Annotated in this window: 7 protein-coding genes and 1 tRNA gene; 3 read left to right on the forward strand and 5 right to left on the reverse strand. The window is 68.6% G+C overall.

What is annotated here, in order from left to right; all coding sequences use genetic code 11:
* Positions 1-84: 84 nt before the first annotated feature.
* From leuD to KA419_15835, 3 genes are all read right to left on the reverse strand, one after another.
* The gene (gene leuD, locus KA419_15825) at positions 85-585 is read right to left on the reverse strand and encodes a 3-isopropylmalate dehydratase small subunit (GenBank protein ID MBP7867402.1); all 501 of its coding nucleotides are present in this window, start codon (positions 583-585) and stop codon (positions 85-87) included.
* Between the two features lies 1 nt (position 586).
* Positions 587-1,882, reverse strand: coding sequence for a 3-isopropylmalate dehydratase large subunit (locus KA419_15830; GenBank protein ID MBP7867403.1), 1,296 nt, complete (start codon positions 1,880-1,882; stop codon positions 587-589).
* A gap of 587 nt (positions 1,883-2,469) precedes the next feature.
* A tRNA-Gln gene (locus tag KA419_15835) sits at positions 2,470-2,543 on the reverse strand.
* Positions 2,544-2,743: 200 nt separating this feature from the next.
* On the opposite strand from KA419_15835, the gene KA419_15840 reads away from it, so the two are divergent.
* Together KA419_15840 and KA419_15845 are read left to right on the forward strand one after the other, a co-directional pair.
* Complete coding sequence (locus KA419_15840) at positions 2,744-4,183, forward strand: hypothetical protein (GenBank protein MBP7867404.1); 1,440 nt, start codon at positions 2,744-2,746, stop codon at positions 4,181-4,183.
* Positions 4,184-4,679: 496 nt separating this feature from the next.
* A complete protein-coding gene (locus KA419_15845; protein ID MBP7867405.1) occupies positions 4,680-5,219 on the forward strand; it encodes an OsmC family protein in 540 nt (179 codons plus the stop codon).
* A 253-nt stretch (positions 5,220-5,472) separates the two neighbouring features.
* Here the strand turns inward: KA419_15845 and KA419_15850 are convergent, their stop codons facing one another.
* Both KA419_15850 and KA419_15855 read right to left on the reverse strand, forming a co-directional pair.
* On the reverse strand, positions 5,473-7,518 hold the full coding sequence (locus KA419_15850; protein ID MBP7867406.1) for a S9 family peptidase: 2,046 nt from the start codon (positions 7,516-7,518) through the stop codon (positions 5,473-5,475).
* The gene (locus KA419_15855; GenBank protein ID MBP7867407.1) at positions 7,508-8,698 is read right to left on the reverse strand and encodes an aminopeptidase P family protein; all 1,191 of its coding nucleotides are present in this window, start codon (positions 8,696-8,698) and stop codon (positions 7,508-7,510) included. Before KA419_15855 ends, KA419_15850 begins: the two co-directional genes overlap by 11 nt.
* Positions 8,699-9,967: 1,269 nt before the next feature.
* Between KA419_15855 and KA419_15860 the strand changes: the two genes are divergently transcribed.
* Positions 9,968-22,066, forward strand: a complete 12,099-nt coding sequence (locus KA419_15860) for an Ig-like domain repeat protein (protein MBP7867408.1) — start codon at positions 9,968-9,970, stop codon at positions 22,064-22,066.
* Positions 22,067-22,089 lie beyond the last annotated feature (23 nt).

A 22,089-nucleotide genomic window follows, 5' to 3' on the forward strand; every position in this document is an offset into this window, starting at 1 on the left:
TTAAAGCCTGACCTCGTTCAACGCCGTGCCAGTCAGCGCCGTTCATGGCGCCTTCCGGCAGAAGGCGCCTACAGCAGAAGGCGTTTACGACTGCTTCTGCTTGTCCATGAGCTTCTGGCGGGTGTAGGCGATGAGGCCGCCGGCGTCCACGATGGCCTGCCGGGCCTTGGGGAGCGGCTTCACCTCGAACTCCTTCCCGGTGGTCCGGTTGTACACCTTGGTATCGGTTACCTCCAGTTCGTGCCCCACCTCGGCCTCGATGTCCGGGCAGATCACGGTGCGCAGGCCCAGGTTGATGGAGTTCTGCAGGAAGATCCGGGCGAAGTCCCGGGCCACGACGATCAGGTCGTAGCCCTTGAGGCAGGACGCGGCCTGCTCGCGGGACGAGCCGCAGCCGAAGTTGTTCTCGGCCAGAAGGACGCTGTCGGGGGCAATTTCCTTCTTCTTCAGCCGCTCGTTGAACTCCTTGTGATCGGCGAAGGCGAACTGGGGGGTCTCGGTGGGGAGCACCGTGGCCATGAACCGCCCCGGGTAGATGTCGTCGGTGGAGATGTTGCTGCCGAGCTTGTATACGACCTGGGACATGTCAGTTTCCTCCTTCCTTTCGGGGATCGGTGATGACGCCGGTGATGGCGCTGGCCGCCGCCACGGCGGGCGAGCAGAGGTAGACCTCGGCGTTGGGGTTGCCCATGCGGCCCTTGAAGTTGCGGTTTGTCGTCGAAAGGGCCACCTCGCCGTCGCCCAGCGCGCCCTGGTGGACGCCCAGGCAGCAGCCGCAGCCGGGGTTCACGATGATGGCGCCGGCGTCCATGAGGTCGCCGATGACGCCGCGCTTCATGGCCTCGCGATAAATGCGTCCGGAGGCCGGGAAGATCAGCATCCGCACGTCCTTGTGGATGTGCTTGCGACGCAGGATCTCGGCGGCTTCCTGCAGGTCGTCCAGGCGGCCGTTGGTGCAGGAGCCGATGACGATCTGGTTGAGCTTCGTCCCTTCCACCGCGTCGATGGGCTTGACGTTGTCCACCATGTGGGGGCAGGCGATCTGGGGGACGAGCGTGGCCACGTCGATCTCGATCACCTGGTCGTAGACGGCGTCCGCGTCGGGCAGGACGGCCTCGAGGGGCTCCGTCACGCCGGCCTCGTCGCGCAGGTAACGGAAGGTCTCCTCGTCGGCGGGGACGATGCCGGAGGTGGCGCCCGCCTCCACGGTCATGTTGCAGATCACCAGGCGCCCGGAGAGGGACATCTTCCGGATGGTCTCGCCGTGGAACTCGATCACCTTGAAGTTGGCCCCCTCCGCGGTCAGCTTCCCGATCAGGTACAGGATGAGGTCCTTGGGGCCCACGTGCTTGGGGAACTCGCCGGTGACCACCACCTTGATGGTGCCGGGGACTTCCACGTTGAGGGCGGTGCCCAGGGTCCAGACCGAGGCCATCTCGGTGGCGCCGATCCCGAAGGAGAAAGCGCCCATGGCGCCGTGGCTGGTGGTGTGGCTGTCGGTGCCCACCACCACGTGGCCCGGCCGGACGTAGCCGTTCTCGGGGAGGATCTGGTGGCAGATGCCGCCCGTGTCGCCCTTGATGTCGTGGAACTTGGTGATCCCCTGGGCGCTCACGAAGTTGCGGATCTTCTTGTGGTTGGTGGCCGTCTTGGAGCTCTCGGCCGGGACGCGGTGGTCGAAGATGATGACGATCCGCGACGGGTCCCACACCTTGGCGTCCAGGCCGGTCCCCTGGTAGACTTCCTGGAACTGGTTGATCACCAGGGCGCCGTTCTCGTGGGACATGGCCACGTCCACCCGGGGCTCCAGCACGTCGCCTGCCTTCACGGACGGCAGGCCGCACGCCTGGGCCAGGATTTTCTCAACTGCAGTCATTCCCATATGTTTCCTCCTTGGGTCGGGAAGGTATTCGGCTTGATTTCAACGCGGCCTCTTTCACCGCACCGTGCCTCTCGGCAAGGAAGCGAATCATACCCCAAGGATACTCTGGACGCAATTGGAATCCCGTGTCTCGACGTCATCAGGTCCGGGTTGACGCCCCCGCAAAGGACCGGTTTCCGCCCGCGAATCACGCGAAATTGCAGGTTTACCGGGGAATTGCGCCCCGGAGTCCCGCCGGTGAAGCCGCCGTTATTCCTGACCGCACCCCGGAGGGGGGCCGGAGGGCAGGCGGACCGTCTTCCTGCTCCGCCTCCGGGGCGCCGGGAGCGCGACGCGGCCTCCCTCCGGCGGGAACACCACCTCCGTTGGAGACTCATCCGGAATTCCTCTCGCAACGGCGCGGAGGCACGGAGAAGATGCGTCTCCGTTCGCCGAGAACAGGCCTTCACGTCATCCCCGTTATCCGTCTTCTTCGTTCGTGTGGTTCGTGGTTCGTTTCCGGTTTCCGTGCGGTGTTTGAAGAACGCCCGAAAGGAATGCAGCCGGAAAAAGCAAGGGACCTGCTCTCGGCAGGTCCCCTGAAAATCTGGCTGGGAGGCAGGGATTCGAACCCCGATAGACAGATCCAGAGTCTGCCGTCCTACCGTTGAACGACCTCCCAAAACAGACGGCAGTATAGCCATGGGGCCCTGCCTTGTCAAGCCGGAAAAATTTCGGCGACCGGTTTTTATGTGACGAAAATCATTCTATTCCCATTGAACGTCGTTTATGATAGCTTTGGTGGGGGAGAGTGTGATACGGGGTGGAGGAGGTTGGCCCATGGACTACGAGAACTAGGGTTTTGAACCGGGAGGGTCCGCCATGGACATCGGCACCCTGGTCAACGAGGTGGAAAAAGCGCGCCACGCCGTTCTCCAGGGAAACATCATCGACGCGATCCAGAACCTTTACCGGCTGAAGAAAACCGGGTTCCAGGTCGACATCTCCGCCATCGAGGATGTCATGGACCTGCGCAACTTCCTCCAGTACCTCTACGACGAGACCTCCATCGGCGACGCCATCACCGCCACCCGTTGCCTGGCCGCCCTCAAGGGCCTCGACCTCGAGGTGGACGCCCAGAAGATCAACTACGTCCGCTACAAGAAGCTGGCCATGCTGGGCAAACTCAGCACGGAAGAGTACATCCAGTCGGCCCGGCCGGCTTTCCGGAAGCTCATCCTGCAACTGCGGTCCTTTCACGTCATGGTGGGCGACTTCCGGGAGTGCGCCGTCCACCGCATCGACAACCGGGTGTCCTTCCAGGAGGAAATCACCCTCCGTTTCCCCAACCAGTCCTTCCGGGACGCCTTCCTGCAGACCGCGTTCCGCATCGCGGTGGACAAGGGCCTCAACTTCAACTGGGAGAACCGGACCTCCTTCCTCAACAGCGAGATGACCGGCCACATCGGCTGGTTCATCACCCAGAACTCCGGGGACCTGGGCTCCGACTGGAACGTCCGCATCAAGGGGCGCTTCGACGACTTCATCCTCGAACTCTCGGCCGCCGTCGACCACCTCCACTCCCTCCGCTGCACCTCCCAGTCCCACCTCAACGGCCTCAACTGGGTGGTCTTCTCGCGGGACCTCCAGGTGTCCAACCGGATCTGCGAGGCCCTGGGGAACCACTCGCTGGTGCCCATCCACGACCTCGAGACGCTGCAGAGCTGGTTCGCCGTGTGCGACGACAAAGTCAGCGCCTTCATCTTCCACGTGTCCATCCGGGACTTCGACGTCATCCAGCACATGGTGAACTTCAAGCTGATGCGGGACAAGGTGGGACCGCCCTTCGTGGTCATGGCGGAAAACCCCTTCTTCCACGTCATGAAGGACCCGTCGCAGCTCTTCTCGGGGTGCGAGTCCGTGCTCTCCCTCACGCCCGAGTCGATCCAGAGCCTGGAGTTCTGCATCAACAAGACGGTCTCCTGCCGGCGCCGCTTCGTCCGGATCCCCGTGGACATCCGCTGCCACGCCAACCTCTCCGGCCGCCTCGAGCACACCCGGGCCACCCCCATCAGCCCCGCGGGCACCCTGCTCAAGACCCACCGCATCGTCCCCGTCTTCTCCCCGGCGCAGATCACCCTCTACGATCCCGAGTCGGGTTTCGAGGAGAACCTCACGGGGAACGTGATCTACAACCAGAGGGGGGGGTCAGCCGTCCGCTTCGACAACGTGATCCCGTTCGAGAAGTTCCAGCAGCTCCAGACCATCACCATGGAGAAGCACCGCCGGATCGTGGACACCTTCCAGCGCTCCGTCCTCTGAAAGACAATTCCGCAAGCGGACAACAACCGCCGCCCCCGACGCGCCCTCGCGTTGGAGACCGGCCTGCTCCCCACGCTTGATCACTCTCGCGCAGGAGACCGCAACTACAGGATGAATGAGCAATTATCACGCCTGACACCTCTCAGTCAGGTAGATCGGCCAGGCTTTCCCTGGCGCACCGGAGTACGCAGAAAAGCCAGAAGAGGGCAACACGAACGCTGCGCGTTGAGTTACGGGCCGGTGCAGACCTCGATGGACAGGGTGATCCGAAAGGAATCCTCGTCTGAAGTCCCCGCTAAAGATCGACAAATCGAAGGGAACGAACCTTCCCTCGTGTCCTCGCGCCTCCGTGTTCACTTTTCCCCAAGGAGCAACGGGACTTTCGGCCGGAATCCTTCGTCCCGTTCCCCCATCAGAAGATGAGGCGGGGGATGGATTGCGGCCCGGGCCTGCGATCTGATACACTTCACCCCAAATCGATCTCCAGGAGGTCCCGATGAAAGTGAACAACGTCAGCGTCGATCAGGTCAGGGCCTTCGCCGAGGCCGCCTCGGCCGACCCGGCCAAGGCCGTCCGGCGACAGGTGGTGGAAGCCCGGTGGGTGCCCGAGGACGGCCCCGTCCAGTTCGAGGGCGTCGTGAAATTCGAGAGAGGCGAAGCCCGGTTCCAGCTCGACAACCCCTCCTTCATGGGCGGGTCGGGACAGCACCCGGGGCCCTTCCAGTACTGTTTTTTCGGACTGGCAGCCTGCTACACCGGGATCTTCGCCACCTTCGCCTCCCAGGCGGGGATCGTCCTCAAGTCCCTGGCCATCCGGGTGGAAGCGGACATCAACTTCTCGCGGGTCATCGGGCTCGGTGAACAGCCTCCCATGGAGGAAGTCCGTGTAACGCTCTCCGTGGAGAGCGACGCGGACCCGGAGAAGATCCGCGAGGTCGAGGAAGCGGCCCTGCAGCGCTGCCCGGTGGTGTACACCCTTCGCAACCCGATCCGGCTGGTCCCCGGGCTGGAGATCAACCCGGCAGGCAGGATGTAGGCGCTTTAGGGGCTGCGTTCTTACCAACACGTTGTCGTTTCCGGTTGCCTTCCAGGCCACTTTTACCAGGCGAGGTCCCGGGGAAATCCTGGTCCCTTCAAAGTAAGATCTTTTGCAAAATGAGCAGGAAATCGGGAGCGGTCGGCGGCATCCCGAAGGGATGGAGGAGCTTGTTCGTGTGGTTCGTGGTTCTTTGACCGTTCGTGTATTCCGTGTATTTCGTGGTTCGATTCCCGGATGTTCCGTGGTCCGTTCAGCGCTCCGGCGCCGCCACCTTGAGAACGCGCCGGGCGAGCTGGGACTCCCCCTTGCTCATGGGCTCCCAGCGCCCGCCCAGGTGGCGGGCCAGGAACTCCTCGGCCAGGGCGGTGAAGACCAGGGCGTTGGGGTCGAGGGAAAACCCGTGGCCCTCGTCCGGGAACTCGACGTAGAGGACCGTCTTGCCGCCCCGCTTCAACTGGTTCACCAGTTTCCGCGTCCCCTCGACCCGGACCCTCGGGTCGTTGATCCCCTGGGCGATGAGGAGGGGGGCCCGGATCCGGTCCAGGCTGAAGAGGGGCGAACTCTCCCGCAGCTTCTCCGCGTCGCCCTCCAGGTCGCCCACCCTCCGGCGAAGGAGTTCCGACAGGGGCTTCCAGTACTCCGGAACGTTCCGGATCCAGTCCGCCAGGTCGGACGGTCCCGAGATGTCGATGCCGCAGACGAAGACCTCCGGGTGGAACGAGATCAGCGAGAGGGCGGCGTAACCGCCGAAAGACGCCCCCATGACGCTCAGCCGGCGGGGGTCCGCGATCCCTTGCGCCACCACCCAGTCCAGGGCGTCGAGGATGTCGCGAAGCATCGCGCCCCCCCACTCCCGGTCCCCGGCCTTCTGGAACGTCCGGCCGAAGCCGCGCGAACCGCGGAAGTTGACCTGCAGCACGGCGTAGCCGCGGTTGGCCAACCACTGGACGTCCGGCTGCCACCCCCAGGAGTCCCGGTTCCAGGGCCCCCCGTGCACGAGGACCACCGTGGGCAGGCCCTTCTCCTCGACGCCGACCGGGAAGGTGAGGTAGCAGACCAGGTCGAGCCCGTCCCGCGAGCGCACCACGACGGGTTTCTTCCGGGCGCGGGTGTACTTCTCCAGCCACGGCCGGTTGGAAAACAGGAACGCGGCCTTCCGCCACGACCGGTCGTAGAGGTAGTACTTCACCGGCCCGATGTCGGCCCGGTAGCACGCCACCCAGTACCGGCCGTCGGCGGACCGGCTGACCACCGACAACTCGCCCTCCTCGATCCTCCCCAGCACTTCGACATCCGCCTTCACCGACGGGTCGAGGGGGACCCACTCGCGCCGGAGGTACTCCACGCAGGCGGCCTGGGGCTCACCCGTCTCCGGATCGACCAGCACGTCCACGATGTCCCCTTGCCCGGGCCGGTAGAGCACCGTCTCGCTGCCGTCCTCCAGCGACCGCCGGACCACGGCTTTCCGCTCGCCGCCGAGATCGTGCAGCAGCCAGGCGGACCGTCCGTCAGGGGCGAACCCCTCCAGGTCAATGGACTCGTCGGGGCCCCCGGTGGCCAGCTTCTTCCAGGGCGCCCCCTCGGAATCCCTCACGAAGAGGGTGGTGCCCCCGTCGGGGTCCAGGGTTTCCATGCCGCGGACGGCCAGGTCGGCGTCGGCCACCCAACCGATGGCCGTCCCGGGGTTTTTTGCCCGGAGGGTGACGCGCCCGCTGCGGAGGTTGACCTGGTAGACGTCGAAGACCTGGCGGTTCTCCCGGTTCATCAGGACGAGGGCGAGGTCGGGGTGCCGGGGGGAGATCCTCAGGAAGCGCGCCTGTACGCCCCGGAACGGGGTGAGGTCCCGCCGGCGGGGGTTCTTCGCGTGGGTGTCCACCGCCACGAGGTGCCAGTTCTCGTCCCCGCCCCGGCAGGAGACGAACAGGATGTCCCGGTTGTTGTAGGCCCAGATGAACCCCCCGATGCTGTCCCGGTCGAAACGCGTGAGGGGCCGGTCGTCGGTCTTGCCCGGCGTCCGCGCCCACACGTTCATGTGGCCCTTGAAGGGGGCGCAGTAGGCCAGAAGGCGGCCGTCGGGGGAGATGGCGGGGGAGGTGATGTCCGGGTCGCCGAAAAGGGCCCGGCGCGGGATGATCTCGGGCAGACCGGCCTGTGCGACCGCTCCGAACAGCAGGAGAAGAGCGGCGAAGGCCCCCAGGGCCGCCCGGGCCCCACGCCCCCGCGGAATCGGCGAGACGGGCGCTCCCGGGCATGCCGGCGGGACGTCTATGGTTGCAGGACCCCCCTCAGCGTTCAACGGTCACGATCCCCCTTTGCATCACGGTAACCGGCTCGGCGCCCGCGGCCGTCACGACGAACGTGTCCTCCACCCCGACGGCCCCGTCCTCGAAAACGACCTTCGGCTCCACGGCGATGACCATCCCCGCCGCCAGCGGGTCGGTGAAGCGGCGGGCCAGGGCCGGAAACTCGTCGATCTCGAGGCCGATGCCGTGCCCCAGGAAACGGACCTGGTTGCGCCCACGGTTCATGAAGTTGGCGGCGAAGCCCGCTTTTTCGGCCTCCGCCATGGACCAGAGGTAGATCTCCTCGGGGATCGCCCCGGCGGCCATGCGCGTTTCACACCCCTCGAGGATGCTCACGCAGAAGTCGTGGGCCTCGACGAAGCGGGCTTCCAGCGGGCCGATGGCGTAGGTCCGCGTCATGTCCGTAATGTAGCCCCCGTACCCCGCGGTGACATCCGCGATGACGGGCAGGCCCGCCGCCACCCGGCCGTCCCCGGCGCCCACGGGGGCCAGGGGGTTGCGGCCCGGCTGGCCGATGGGCCCGTCGAAGACGTTGTCCACCGCGGCGGAAGGCCCGCACGCCACGACGCCCCTCGCCTCGGCGTTGAAGCCCCGGGTGCGCCCAGCCGCCTGGTCGCCCTCCCGTCGCATGATCACTTCCATCTGGGCCTGGATCTCGTACTCGTACATCCCTTCCCGGATGATCCCCCGGAGGGCCTCGAAGCCCGCCGACAGGACGGCCCCGCTCCGGCGCACCCGCTCCAGTTCCTCGGGTGATTTCACGGCGCGGATCCGCCGCAGCCGGTCCGAGGCGTCCACGAACGCGGCGCCCGGCCACGTGCCCTGCAACAGCTTCCGGAAGAGCCCGACGGGCAGGACGTCTTCCTCGAAACCGATCCGGGCCCATCCCCCCAGCCCCAGCGCGGCCACCGCCTTGCCGAAGCCGGCGGCGGAATTCAGCGTCTCCACCGGCCAGGGGCACTCGCCGGGGACGCGCCCCGCGCCGCGCCAGGCCAACAGGCGGAGGTCGCCTTCCGCGGGGGCGACGACAGCTCCCTGGAAGGCCGTCCCCGAGAGGTAGACGGCGTCGGCGCGCTGAAGGATCACGGCCCCGTCCAGGCCGTCCGCCCGCAGCGCCTCCTGGAAACGCTCGCCGCGCCGCCGCAGTTCGTGGGTCGTGAAGGTAAAGCTCATGTTTTCTCCTTGTTGGTGAAGCAAGTTTGACGCCGTGGTAAAAAGTCCTTTACTCTCACAGAGGCACGGAGATATGCAAATCGTATTTAATAGATTCAACAATCCTTATGGTCCCTCTCCGTGCCTCCGTGCCTCTGTGAGCGCCGAATCCGGGCTTTTGCGAACCCAGGTCCCAGGTTGCTCGGCAAATTCCGCGCCCGGCCCACGGTAGTCTGATGCCCGAAGCGCGAGGGGTGTTCATCCCTCTCACGCTTCACTGACCCCTCCACGGAACTTGTGCGCACGCCGGGCCGGCATTCGACCCCTTCCCCGGCGACTCCGCCCCCGATTCAATGATGCAGTATAAAACGTAATCGAAACCCCGGGGCGTGTCAACCGAAAAGGCGCATCCGCCCGTTTTTCACGGCGGTGACTCGCTTCGTGGCACACCGCGGAGGTTCGTTCAACGTAAACTCGTTGCCAAATCGCGCAAGACAGGTGGATCGATCTCTTGTAACGTCGGCCGGGGGCGGAAGTTGCGGCGGATGCCGTCCTCCTCTGCGAGCTTTGTGCCTTGGCGAGAGCCGATCCGGATCTGGATCTCACAAAGGCGCCAAGCTCGCAAAGAAAAACGGATCTCCGGGGATGCGGCCAAGGGGCACGAAAGCCTGACTTCACCGGGTCGCCCCGCCTCCGGGAGAAAGCTTGCGGAATGTCTTTCACCGCGGCACGGGGAAGCGCCTTCTCCGATCACCACGAACCGGCCGAACGCCACCTCAGGCCTCCTGGCGCCTTGTCTTCTGCCTCCGGCTTCCTGTCTGCTGCTTTCTGAATTCTGTACTCGTCGTTCGTGTATTCCGTGCATTTCGACGTTCCTTCTTCCGCCTATCCGTGTCCATCCGTGCTTCCATTCCGGTTGATCCGGGCCGGGACAACACCTGACTTGCCGTTTCCGGTTTGAATAATCCACCCTGTTCCATCGGGAAACGGCGTATAATCATTCTTGATGTCCTAGCAAAGAGTCAAGGCTTTCTCCGGGACTTCGCACGGTGAAAGTGGCCTGGGAAGGCAACCGGAAACGACTACATGTTGGTAAGAACGCAGCCGCTAAAGCGCCTTTTTCGCTCACAGAGGCACTGAGGCACGGAGAAATGCAAATCGTATTCAACAGAATCAACAATTCTTATGATTCTTCTCCGTGCCTTTGTGCCTCTGTGAGATTAGAATCCGGGTTTTTTGCGACCGCGTCATTCCTGGAACTGCAACGAGAATACCGCGAGGAAGGTGGTCATGAATACCCGATTCTGCCTCTGGATTGGGATCCTGCTCGGTACGCTGTCCCCCATGGCGGCCCAGGATCTGACGGTCACCGGTGACGGCACCATCAACCTGTGCGAGTCCAGGGCCTACACCCTCTCCCTGCACAACAACACCGGGAACCCGTTGACCCACCTCGTCCTGAGCGTCAACCTGTCCGGACTGAGCGGCTTCGCCTACCTCGCCGGAACCACCGCCGTCGACGTGAACGGCGCCCCGCCCTTCTGCACCGCGAACCCCGTCGTTGCCGGGACCACGCTGACCTGGGACCTCGATTCCGTGTGCGGCACGGTCCTGACCCTGGACAACGGCCAGACGCTGAACCTCTCCATCTCGCTGCAAACCGGGTGCGGGGCCGTTTCGGGCAGCCTGGCCGCCCGTGCGGACTACCTGATCGCCGGCACGCCGTCCTTCGAGGAAAGCTCGCGCGCCGTCCAGGTCCTCCCCGGCGCCGTGTCCATCCGGAAGACCCCCGCCGTGGTCTCCCGGGCCGTCGGCCAGGACGTGACCTGGACTCTCACCGTGGAAAACACCGGCTACGGGACCATCCGGAACGTGGTGATCACCGACGTGCTGGGGGCAGGGCTGCAGTACGTGTCCTCGTCCCCCGCCGGGGCGAACACCGGGCAGACCACCAACTGGGGCGCGGCCCAGGTCCCGCAACTGGCGAGCCTCAGCCCCGGCGAGATCGTGACCCTCGACCTCACGGCAAACGTGGCCGCCTGCGACGACCTCGACAACACCTCCGACGTCCGATGGGGCTGCGACCTCGTCACCGACTGCTTCAACACCGCCGTCGACGGGGGGACCGCCACCGCCGCCGTGCAACGCCTCGTCCGGACCCCCTCCCTCGCCTTCACGCCACCGGACATCACGCCTAACTACTGCGAGACCTCCGGCCCCCACCCCCTGACCGTCACCAACACCGGGGACGGCGCCGCCCGGAACGTCGAGCTGCACGTGGACTTCAGCCCCCTGACCGTGGCGTCCTCGTCCGTGCCCTACAACGCCGGGGGGTACTTCGAACTCCCCGACCTCGCCGCGGGGGCGCACATCGACCTGACGTTCACCCTGGAGTCCGCGACCTGGTGCGCCGGAATGGACCTCGCCCGGACCCTGCTCTGGATGCCGCACTACCACGACGCGTGCGACGCGGTCTTCTCCGCCCCGGTCGAACTGAGCCAGATCGGCTCTTCCACGGGGGCGCCCGGCCTCACCCTCACCCTTTCCGGAGCGCCCGACGTCGTCTCCATCGACGCCATGGTGGCGTACAACGTCGTGTCCCAGTTCAGCGGCAGCCTTAACTGCGGGAGCGGGAGCGTCGGGGCCGTCACCGTGACGGACACCGTCCCCACGGGCTTCACCGTGGTGGACGCCGGCGGCGGGACCTGGGTCCCCGGGCCGGGCGGCGCCGGCGGGACCGTGACCTGGACCTACACCCCGCCCGCCTCCCTCAACACGACCCTGGTCCTTCAGTCGCCCCCCCGCACCGAGTGCGAGACCTACTGCTTCACCACCTTCACCAACGCGGTGAACGCCGACGTCACGGACTGCTGCGGCTGCACGCGCAGCGCCTCGGCGTCGCACACCGCGGCCATCGTCTGCGACGAGCGGGTCACGTCAAGCAAGACCGCCGTTCCGGCGACGGCGGAACGGTGCGCCGAGATCACCTACACCAACACCTACGCCTTCGAAGCCGGCGCCGGCGTCAACCTCAACGCCCTGACGTTCACGGAGACGGCCGACCACCAGCAGCGATACGTGCCCGGGTCGCTCTCCGTCTTGTTCGACGGTTCCGACGTCACCAGTTGCGTCACCCTCACCGACAGCACCCCCGGCGGTCCGCTGACCCTCGACTTCTCGGGGTGCTCCGCCACGTCGGTGGACGCGAAGGTCCTGGTCGTCACCTACCGGCTCACCGTCACCGAGGCCACCGCCGCCGCCTGCGGGGGCGCGACCTTCTACGACTGGTCCGCCCTTCACATGACGGGAGGCGGTTCCCAGTGCCTGGTCGACGGTACCGTTTACGAGGTCGTCCCCGTTTCGGTGGAAGCGCCCGCCATGGCCCTCTCCCTGACGGGCCTCCCCCTGGTCATGGACAAATGCCGGACGCAGACCGTGACCCTCGCCCTGACCCAGGCCTCGACAAACGCCAACCCCCGGGACGTGCGACTGGTGCTGTCCGGCTTGAACTACGCCCTCGTCAACCCGGCGGCCGTCACCTGCAGCGGGAACGTTTCCCCCACCTCCTGCACGCCGGCCCTCGTGGGTAACGACTACGTCTGGTCCTTCGCCGACGGCTTCAACGGGGCCGGGCAGATGAGCGTCCTGCAGTTCGACGTGCGGAAGCGGTGCACCGGCACCGGCACCCTCGACGCCGCGGCGTATTTCGACGACCGCTGTCACGACGACGCCACCAGCGACAACACCTGCGCCGTCACCGCGTCCGCGAGCCCCGCCGCGATCCAGGGCGCCGCCCTCGCGGTGGAGATCGCCCCGGAGGTCTACTACGCGACCGCCAGCTCCGTCCGGTGGACGGTCACCGTCACCAACCGGGGCGCGGGGACGGCCTACAACGTCTGGGCGGACCACCTCCTGGGCGCCGGGCTTTCTTACGCCTCCGCCGTCGTCGACGACATGACCGGCGTCACCGTCACCCCCGGCTTCAACCACGGCGGCGGCGTCATCAACGGCGCCACCGTCGCCGTCGCCGCGATGGCGCCCGGGGAGCGCCGGGAGATCACCTTCGACGCGCTCCTGGTGAACACCACCAACCTGACCCTGGACGTGGGCGCGTCCTGGGGCTGCCTGGCCCTCGACTGCCAGGCGGCCGTCACGGGCCACGCCTCGGTGGAGATCCCCTCCCCACTGCTGGTGAACACCGCCGTGGTGACCACCCCCGTCGATGCCTGCGGCCAACCCGGGGCCATGATCACCCTCCGGAACGCCGGGCAGGCCACCTGCTACAACGCCCAGGTCACGGACACCCTCCCAGCCGGGCTGCTCTACACACCGGGCACAACCCGCTGGCGTCTGAACGCCGGGGCGTGGAACGGGCCGAACGCCGCCTACGACCCCAACCCCACCGTCTCCCCCCTGCGCTGGACCTCGTCCGAGATCCCGGCGATGGCCGTCCTGAACCCCGGGGACACCCTGGAGATCGAGTCCGACCTGTCGGCGACCTGCGCCTTCGCCGGCGGGACCGTCACGGTGTCCACCCAGTACGAGGACCCCGGCGGGCAGGTCAGCACGAACCCGGGCAGCGTCTTCCCCGTGGCGTTCCATGCGCCGGACCTCCGCGTGACCAAGACCCGGGCCAACGACCCGGTGGGGTGCGGGGAGACGGTCAGCTGGACGATCACGGCGGAAAACCGGAGCGGGTACACCCTGCCCGTCGTCTGGGTCGAGGACACGATGGATGCCGCTTACACCTACAACGCCTCGGTGGGCGATCCGCCCTACACGGGGGACAGCGGCACCAACGTCGGCCAGGTGACGACCTGGGAACTGGTGAACCTTCCCCACGGCGCCACGGCGGTGCTGACACTGGTCGCCTCGACGGACGCCTCCCCTTGCAGCCCGGACCTGGACAACACGGTGCGGGCGTGGTGGGGCTGCGGCGCTCCCGACGGCTCCTCCGCCACCAAGCCCGGGGTTGACCCGCCCGACAACCTCCTGTGCCTGGCCCCGGCACCGGTGCAGTTCGTGCGCACCGAGACCCGCCAGCCGGCCCTCGCCACCCTCTCTGTCGGCCTCACCCCGTTGTCCATCGACGCCTGCAACGACGGGACGGAGGTGAGGTTCACCCTCGCCAACACCGGCCCCACCGACGCCACGGACCTCGACCTCGTGTTCACCCTCCCCCCCGGCCTGACCTACGTCGCCGGCTCCAGCGAGTCGTGCGTGGGAACGGACGACACGTGCACCGCCCCCCCCATCGGCGACCCGACCCTCGTCGGGAACCAGCTCCGTTTCTACGACATCGCCGACAAGGGAAACAACCTGGCCAACGTGTTGCAGGCCGCCGGCGGCAACGACACGCTGGTGCTGAAGTTCCGCCTCCAGTCAAACTGCTACGCCACCGCCGACCTGGGATACACCGTCTACTGCTACGATTGCTGCGGGGACACCCAGCACCAGACCTCCGGAAGCCGGGAGATCACGGCGCTTTACCCGGCCCTGAGCGTCACCCAGGCCCCCCTGGATTCCCAGGTCGCCTGCGGCACCCCGCAGGCCTGGACCCTGACCGTCACCAACACCGGGGCAGGCAACGCCCAGGTGATCCGGGTCGAGGACACCCCCGGCAGCTGGATCACCGTGGACCCGGGGGCCTCCTCCCCCGGCCTGACGGCCCTCGGCGGCGGGGCCTGGGGCTGGGAGTTCAACAACCTGGCCCCCGGCGCCTCCCGGGTCCTCACCCTGGCGGGGACCCTGAATCCCGCGGGCAACGACTGCGCCGCCGCCCGGCGGCGGAACGACGTCCGGGCCATCTGGGGCTGCGGCACCGCCGGCGACGCGATCGACGGCGACCCCACCACCACCGTGGACTACGTCTGCATCGCCGACACCTGGGCGTATGCTCCCACGGCCACCCTGCGGCTGCCCAACCTGGCCGTCGGGACCGTCACGCCCTCGGTCACCTGCGTGTCCGACGGGATCTTCACCGGCAGCCTGGCCGTCCAGGTGGTCAACACCGGGGACGGGGGCACCGGCAGCGCCTTCGTGATCCAGGCCTCCGACGGGAAGGGGTGGACCGGGACCTGGACCTGCCCCGCCACCCTGGCCGCCGGGCAGACCCTGGACCTCGTCATCCCCGGCCCCGCCTGGTCGCCGGCATGGGTACCCGGCTGCACCTTCTGCGCCCCGCCCTCCTCCTACAGTTTCACCGTCGCCCTGGACGCGGGGAACGCGGTCTGCGAGTGCAACGAGGGCGACAACGTCTCGACCGGCATCTGGCTGAAAAACGAAAACCCGGTCCTGAGCGTGACCGACCTCGATTTCACCAACGTGACCTGCGCCGGCGACCAGCTTTCCGGAACCATCCTTGTCCGCGTCGACAACACCGGGTGCGCCATCGCCGTCAACGCCGTGGTCACCCTGTCGTCCGACTGCGGGCTGACCTTCGCCGACCAGGCCGTCACCGTGCCGGCCGGCTCGAACGCCTGGGCGACCTTCCCGATTTCCGGCGGGAGCTGGACGGCCTGCGCCGCCGGGACCTGCGCCTTCACCGCCGGGGTGGACCCGTCGGGTTCGATCTGCGAGTGCGCCGGCGGCAGCCACAGCCTGACGGAGCCGCTCCCGCCCGCCTACCGCCTCCCGGACCTCGCCGCGGTCTCGGTGAACGCGAACGCGTCCTGCAGCGCCGACGGCTCGGTGAGCGGGACCGTGTCGGTCACCCTCGCCAACTTCAGCCCCGTGGCCGTCGGCAGCGACTTCCACGTCCGGGTGGCCGACGGGCGGGGCTGGTCCTCCGAGCAGCTCTACAGCGCCGACCTGGGTGGGCCCCTGCCCCTCAACCCCGGCGACTCCCACACCGTGACCTTCAACTGGAACCGGGACTTCACGGCCACGCCCTACACGTGCTCCTTCCCCGGCCTTACCGCCGAGGTGGACAGCTCCAATGCCATTTGCGAGTGCACCGGCGCCAACAACCAGGCCACGGGCAGTTACAACATGACCCTTCCGAACCTCCGGGTGGTCTCCGTGACGCCGTCCTGCGCCTCCGACGGCCTTCTGTCCGTGGACGTGGTCGTCGACAACAACGGCTGCGGCGCCGCGTCCAACATCGTCGTCAGCCTGGCGGACAACGACGGCCACACCGACACCCAGACCGTCGCCTCGCTGGCGGCCGGCGCCTCGCAGACCCTGACCTTCGCCAACTGGCCGGCGGACGGCAGCCCGGCCACCCTCGACTTCACCGCCGTCGCGGACTCCACCAGCGGGATCTGCGAACTGTCGCCCGACGACAACACCGGCACCGCCTCCCTCGGGCTGCCCAACCTCCGCCTGGCGGCCGTCACCCCGGCCTGCGTCGCGGACGGCAATTTCCGGGTCCGGCTCCAGGTGGAGAACTCCGGGGCCGCCGCCGTCAATTCGGACTTCGTGATCCGCCTGTCCGACGACGACGGGCACCTGCTCGAAATGGCTTTCACCGGCCTGGGGGGGACCCTGCCGATCAACGCCGGGACCCAGCAGTCCGTGACCTTCAGCGGCTGGCCCGTGGACTGCAGCCCCGCGACCGTCAACTTCACCGGTGTCCTGGACGCCCTGAACCAGGTCTGCGAGAGCAACGGCGCCGACAACACCGGAACCGGCCAGCTCGTCGTCAACGACCTGGATGCGTCGGGAGTGGTCGCTTCGACGTCCTGCACGGCCGACGGCGTCGTCACCGGGACCCTCGCCGTGACCGTGACCAACCGCGGCGGCCAGGCCGTCAACAGCGACTTCCACCTCCGCGTGGACGACGGCCAGGGTTGGACCTCGGAACTGCACTACAACGCCGACCTTGGCGGAATCCTGCCGTTGGCCCCCGGCTCCGGCGCCACCGTCACCTTCAACTGGACCCGTAATTTCACGGCCACGCCGTACGTGTGCGCCTTCCCGGCCATCACGGCCCTCGTGGACTCGCAGAGTGAACTCTGTGAGTGCACCGCCGCCAACAACCAGACCACCAGCAGTTACACGATGAACTCCCCGAACCTCCGGGTGGTCTCCGTCACGCCGTCCTGCGCCTCCGACGGCCTGCTCTCCATCGACGTGGTCATCGACAACAACGGCTGCGGCGCCGCGTCCAACGTCGTCGTCAGCCTGGCGGACAACGACGGCCACACCGACACCCAGACCGTCGCCTCGCTGGCGGCCGGCGCCTCGCAGACCCTGACCTTCGCCGGCTGGCCGGCGGACGGCAGCCCGGCCACCCTCGACTTCACCGCCGTCGCGGACTCCACCAGCGGGATCTGCGAACTGTCGCCCGACGACAACACCGGCACCGCCTCCTACGGGCCGCCCAACCTCCGCCTGGTCGACCTGGTGGGGCAGTGCACCGCGGACGGTCTGCTCCGGATGGCGCTGCGCATCGAGAACACCGGCGCGGCGCCCGTGACCGCCGACTTCGACGTCGCCCTGTCCGACGACGACGGGCACGCCCGGACGGCCGCATTCACCACCCTGGGCGGGGCCCTGCCGCTGGCTGCCGGGGCCGTCCAGACCCTTTACTTCGACAACTGGCCGGTGGACTGCGACCCGGCAAACCCGCAGTTCACCGCCGTCGCGGACCCCGGGAACGTGCTGTGCGAAGGCAGCGACACCGACAACACCCTCGGGCCCGTACCGGTCGCGCTCTCCCTCCCGAACCTCATCGTGACCGACATCGAACTCGGCGCCCTGCACTGCGACGGCGGCGTCGTGTCCGGCTCGGCCTCCGTCACCGTCCGCAACGCCGGCACCGGCCCCGCCGGGCCCTTCGCCGTCCGCCTGAGCACAACCGCCGGACTGGCCTTCGCCGACCAACCGGTGGCCGCGCTGGCCGCGGGCGACCGCACGACCCTGGTCTTCCCCGCCTCGGCGACGCTCCCCGACTGCACCCTCTGCGGGGCCGATTTCACCGCCGAGGCGGACCCGGCCGGGACCGTCTGCGAGTGCCGCGGGGACGACAACACCCGCACGGTCCGGCCCACTGCCGCCGACAAGCTCTACTGGACCGACGAGGCCGCCGGGACCCTTCAGCGCGCCGAGGCGGACGGCACCTCCGTGGAGACCGTCCTCTCCGGGCTCGCCGCGCCCCGGGCCGTCACCCTGGACGGCACCGGCGCCAAGGCGTACTGGATCGAGCCCGCCGCGGGCGCCCTCCGCCGGGCGAACCTCGACGGCACGGGCCCCGAGACTCTCCTCACCGGCCTGTCCGCACCGGTGGCCCTGGCCGTCGACCCCGCCGCCGGCAAGCTGTACTGGACCGATGCCGTGGGCGTGCACCACGCGAACACCGACGGTACGGGCCCCGTGGACGTGCTCCTCGAAACCGGCGCTTCGGGGATCGCCCTCGACACGCTGGCGGGGCGGCTCTATTTCACCCGGTCCGACGGTCGCATCCGCAGCGCCCGCCTCGACGGCACCGACCTGCAGGACGTCCTCGCCTCCGGCCTGGGGGGCCCCTTCGGCCTCGCCCTGGACAACCGGAACGGCAAGCTCTGCTTCTCCGACCCCGTCACCGGGGTGATCGGGCGGGTCAACCCGGACGGCGCCGGCCTGGAGACCCTCCTCGCGGGGCTCGGGCCCTCGGTGGGGTACGTAGCCTTAAACCCCGCGGCCGAAACGCTCTACTACGAGACCCGCGGCGGCAGCATCGCCCGCGTCGGCTTCGACGGCTCGGGGGCAGCGTCGGTCGTCACCGGCCTGGGCCTTTCCAGCGGGGTGGCCGTCCTTAAATTGAACACGGCGCCCACCGCCACCCTGACGAACCAGAGCCACGCCTACCTCCAGGGCGCGGTCTCCGTCCCCCTGGACGACATCGTCGTGACGGACGCCGACTTCTGCGAGCGAATCGCCGCCGTCCTGACCCTGGCGGACCCGTCCCTCGGGAGCCTGTCGACGGGCAGCGGGCACGGCGAGACCTACGACCCGGCATCGGGGCGGTGGGTCGTCACCGGGCCCGTGGCGGACGTCAACGCCGCCCTGGCGGACGTCGCCTTCCTCCCGGTGCCGGACAACGCCGTGACCGAAACCGTGGCGGTGCGGATCCGGGACGCCTCGGGCGCCGGCCCGGCCGACGGGTCCCTCGTCCTGACCGTCATCCCCTACCCCGTGATCTCCGGGGCCGTCCGCCTGGACGGCGCGGGGGTCGCCAGCGTGGCCATGGCCGGCCTGCCGGGGACCGTCACCACCAACGCGTCCGGCCTGTACAGTGCCGTGTTGCCCCATGACTGGACAGGGACGGTCACCCCGGCCCTGGCGGGGTACTTTTTCACCCCGGCCAGCCGGTCCTACGCGAACGTCGCCGTGGACCAGCCGAACCAGGACTACGCCGCCACGGCCCTCACCACCACCGTCCTGGCCTCGGCGCCCAACCCCTCCGTCTACGGCGATACCGTCACCCTGACGGCCACGCTCACCTCCGCCTTCGGCCCGCCGCCCGGGACCGTCCGCTTCCTCGACGGCGCCGTCGAGATCGGGACCGGCCCGCTGTCCGGAGGGACCGCCACCTTTACCACGACCCTCCTGGCGGGCGGCAGCCACACCCTCACCGCCGTCTACGACGGGGCCGCCGGCTACCAGGGCTCCACCTCCGCCCCCGTGACCCACGTGGTAAATCCCGCCCCCACCACGACGAGCCTCTCCTCGGCCCCCAACCCCTCCATTTATGGCGATGCCGTCACCCTGACGGCGGTGGTTGGTTCCGGAGCCGGGACGCCCGCGGGAACGGTCACCTTCACCGAGGGGGCCGTGGTCCTCGGGTCGTCGCCCCTGGCGGGGGGCACCGCCGTGCTGGTCATCCCCTCGCCCCCCGGCGGGCCCCACGTCTTCACCGCCGCCTATTCCGGCAGTTCCGACCACCAGCCTTCCGCCTCGGCCCCGCTGAGCCATCTGGTCAACCCCGCCCCCACCGCAACGAGCCTCGCCTCGGCGCCCAACCCCTCCGTCTACGGCGGCCTGGTGACCCTGACGGCGGTGGTGACCTCGCCGACGCCGACGCCGGCGGGGACCGTGGCCTTCTATGACGGTGGCATGCCGCTCGGGACGGGCACTCTCGACGGCAGCGGAGCGACAACGCTCACGACAACCGCCTTCACCGGCGGCGTCCACACCCTGACGGCGATCTACGCCGGGACGCCGAACCACGCCCCCTCCGCGTCGGCCCCCCTGGCCCACACGGTGAACCGGGCCCCGACCACGACGGCGGTGGCGGCCGCGCCCAACCCTTCCGTCTTCGGCCAGCCCGTGACCTTCACCGTAACGGTGACCGCGGTCCCGGGAGTTCCGACCGGCTCGGTCCAGTTCCGTTCGGACGGGTCGGACCTCGCCGCCCCGGTCCCGCTGACGGGCGCTACGGCCGCCCTGACGGTCGCCACCCTGGCGGCGGGCAGCCACGTCATCACCGCCGAGTACCTCCCCGGGGCCGACCCCAACTACGCCGGGAGCACGGGGACCCTGGCGGGCGGTCAGACCGTCCTCAGGGCCGACACGGCCACCGCGCTGACCCCGGCGCCGAACCCCTCCCGCTTCGGCCAGCCCGTGACCCTCACGGCGTCCGTCACCGTCACCGCGCCGGGTGCGGGGACACCCTCGGGGACCGTCACCTTCCTGAACGGCGCCACGCCCATAGGGGCCATCGCGGTGGGCCCCGGCGGGACGGCCGCCTTCACCACGGCGTCCCTGCCGGTGGGCGTGAACGCCCTGACGGCCCACTACGAGGGGGACGCCTCCTTCAACCCCAGCGTCTCGCCCGAGGCGGTGCAGACCGTGGAAAAGGCCGACACCGCCACGACCCTCGCGTCCTCCCGCAACCCCGCGGAGACGGGCGACGCGGTGACCTTCACCGTGAGCGTCGCCGCCGTCGCCCCCGGGGCGGGCGTCCCCACGGGGACGGTGGAACTCCGGGACGGCCCGGAGCTCCTGCAGACCCTCACCCTCGACCACGGCTCGGCCGCGTGGACCACTGACGACCTCGCCCCGGGCCGGCACCCGATGACCGCGTCCTACGCGGGCGACGGCAACTTCAACGCCTCCGGCTCCGACACCCTCGTCCAGGAGATCTCCCGGCCCGTCTTCTGCGCCCACGTGGCCTCCACCGACCTCTGGTGGACGCGGATCCACCTCCTCAACACCGGCGACCGCGCCGGCGGGGCGACCCTGGAGGCCTTCGACGCCGGGGGCGCCCTCCTGGAGACGGTGCCGGTCCCGGCGCTGCCGCCGGGCGGGCTCTTCTCCGCCGACGCGGCGAGCCTCTTCTCGGCGGAAAGCCTGGCGCACGACCTGTGGGTCCGGGTGATCCCGCTGGCGACCCTGCGGGGGCTCTGCGAGTTCGGCACCCGCGACGGGCTGGCGGCGACCGCCCTGCCCATCGGGCCCGACGCGTGGCCCCGGCTGGTCTTCCCCTACGTCTACGTCTCCCCGGCGGGCAGCGGTTCCTACTACACCGGGATCACGCTGGTCAACCCGGGGACGGAAAACGTGCAGGCCGTCCTGGAGGCCTTCTCCGAGGACGGCGCCCCGCTGGGCGCCGTCACCGTGCCGATCCCGGCCCGGGGGAAGTACGTCCGGCTGGTGGGCGAGGCCTTTCCCGGCGTCGGCGACCCCGGGGCCATCCGCTTCATGCGGGTGGCGGCGGACGGCCCGCTGACGGGCTTCGAACTCTTCGGCAAGTGGGACGACCACGGCCTCGCGGGCCTGGCCGCCCACTTCCCGGATTCGCCGGTTCCGCCGCTGAACGGCGAGGACCTCCTCCCCTACCACCTTTACTACAACGAGGTCCCGGACAACGCCGCCTGGTACACCGGCGTCACCTTCGTGAACCTGGACGCCGAGCCCGTCACCGTCACCGCCGAAGTCTTCAGTGCCGGCGGCGAGCGGATCGGCGCCGGCTACTGGGGCCTCAACCCCATGCAGCAGGTCACCCGGGAAATCTGGGCGGTCCTCGGCGCCGAGTACCCGGCGGGGAGTTACCTCAAGGCCTCCGCGGTACGCCGGGTCCTCGGCTTCGAGCTGTTCCTGTCGCGGGGCGGGCCCTTCCGCTTCGACGGCCTGCCGGCCCAGGAGTGGCCGGCCCGGACACTGGTCTTCCCGCTGGTCCGAACCTCAGGCGGCAACAGCACGCGCCTGCGGCTGACCAACGTCTCGGGGCTGCCCGTCGAGGTGCAGGTCCGCGCCTTCGCCGCCGACGGTACGGAACGGGGCGCCTGGCCGGCCGCGCTGGCGGCCGGGGCCCAGCTCCAGGTGGACGCGGCGACGCTGTTCCCCACGGTTCCGGACCTGGCCTGGATCGCCGTGGAGGCGTCGGGGGGCCTCATCGGGGACGCCCTCCTCCTCTCGGCCGACCAGGAGCGGATGATCGCCTACCCCGGCCTCCCGGCGGAGTGACCCTTTGGAGTGCGGCAGTGAGT

Source organism: Acidobacteriota bacterium (genome assembly GCA_018001935.1).
In the GTDB taxonomy this organism is placed as follows: Bacteria; Acidobacteriota; JAAYUB01; order JAAYUB01; family JAAYUB01; genus JAGNHB01.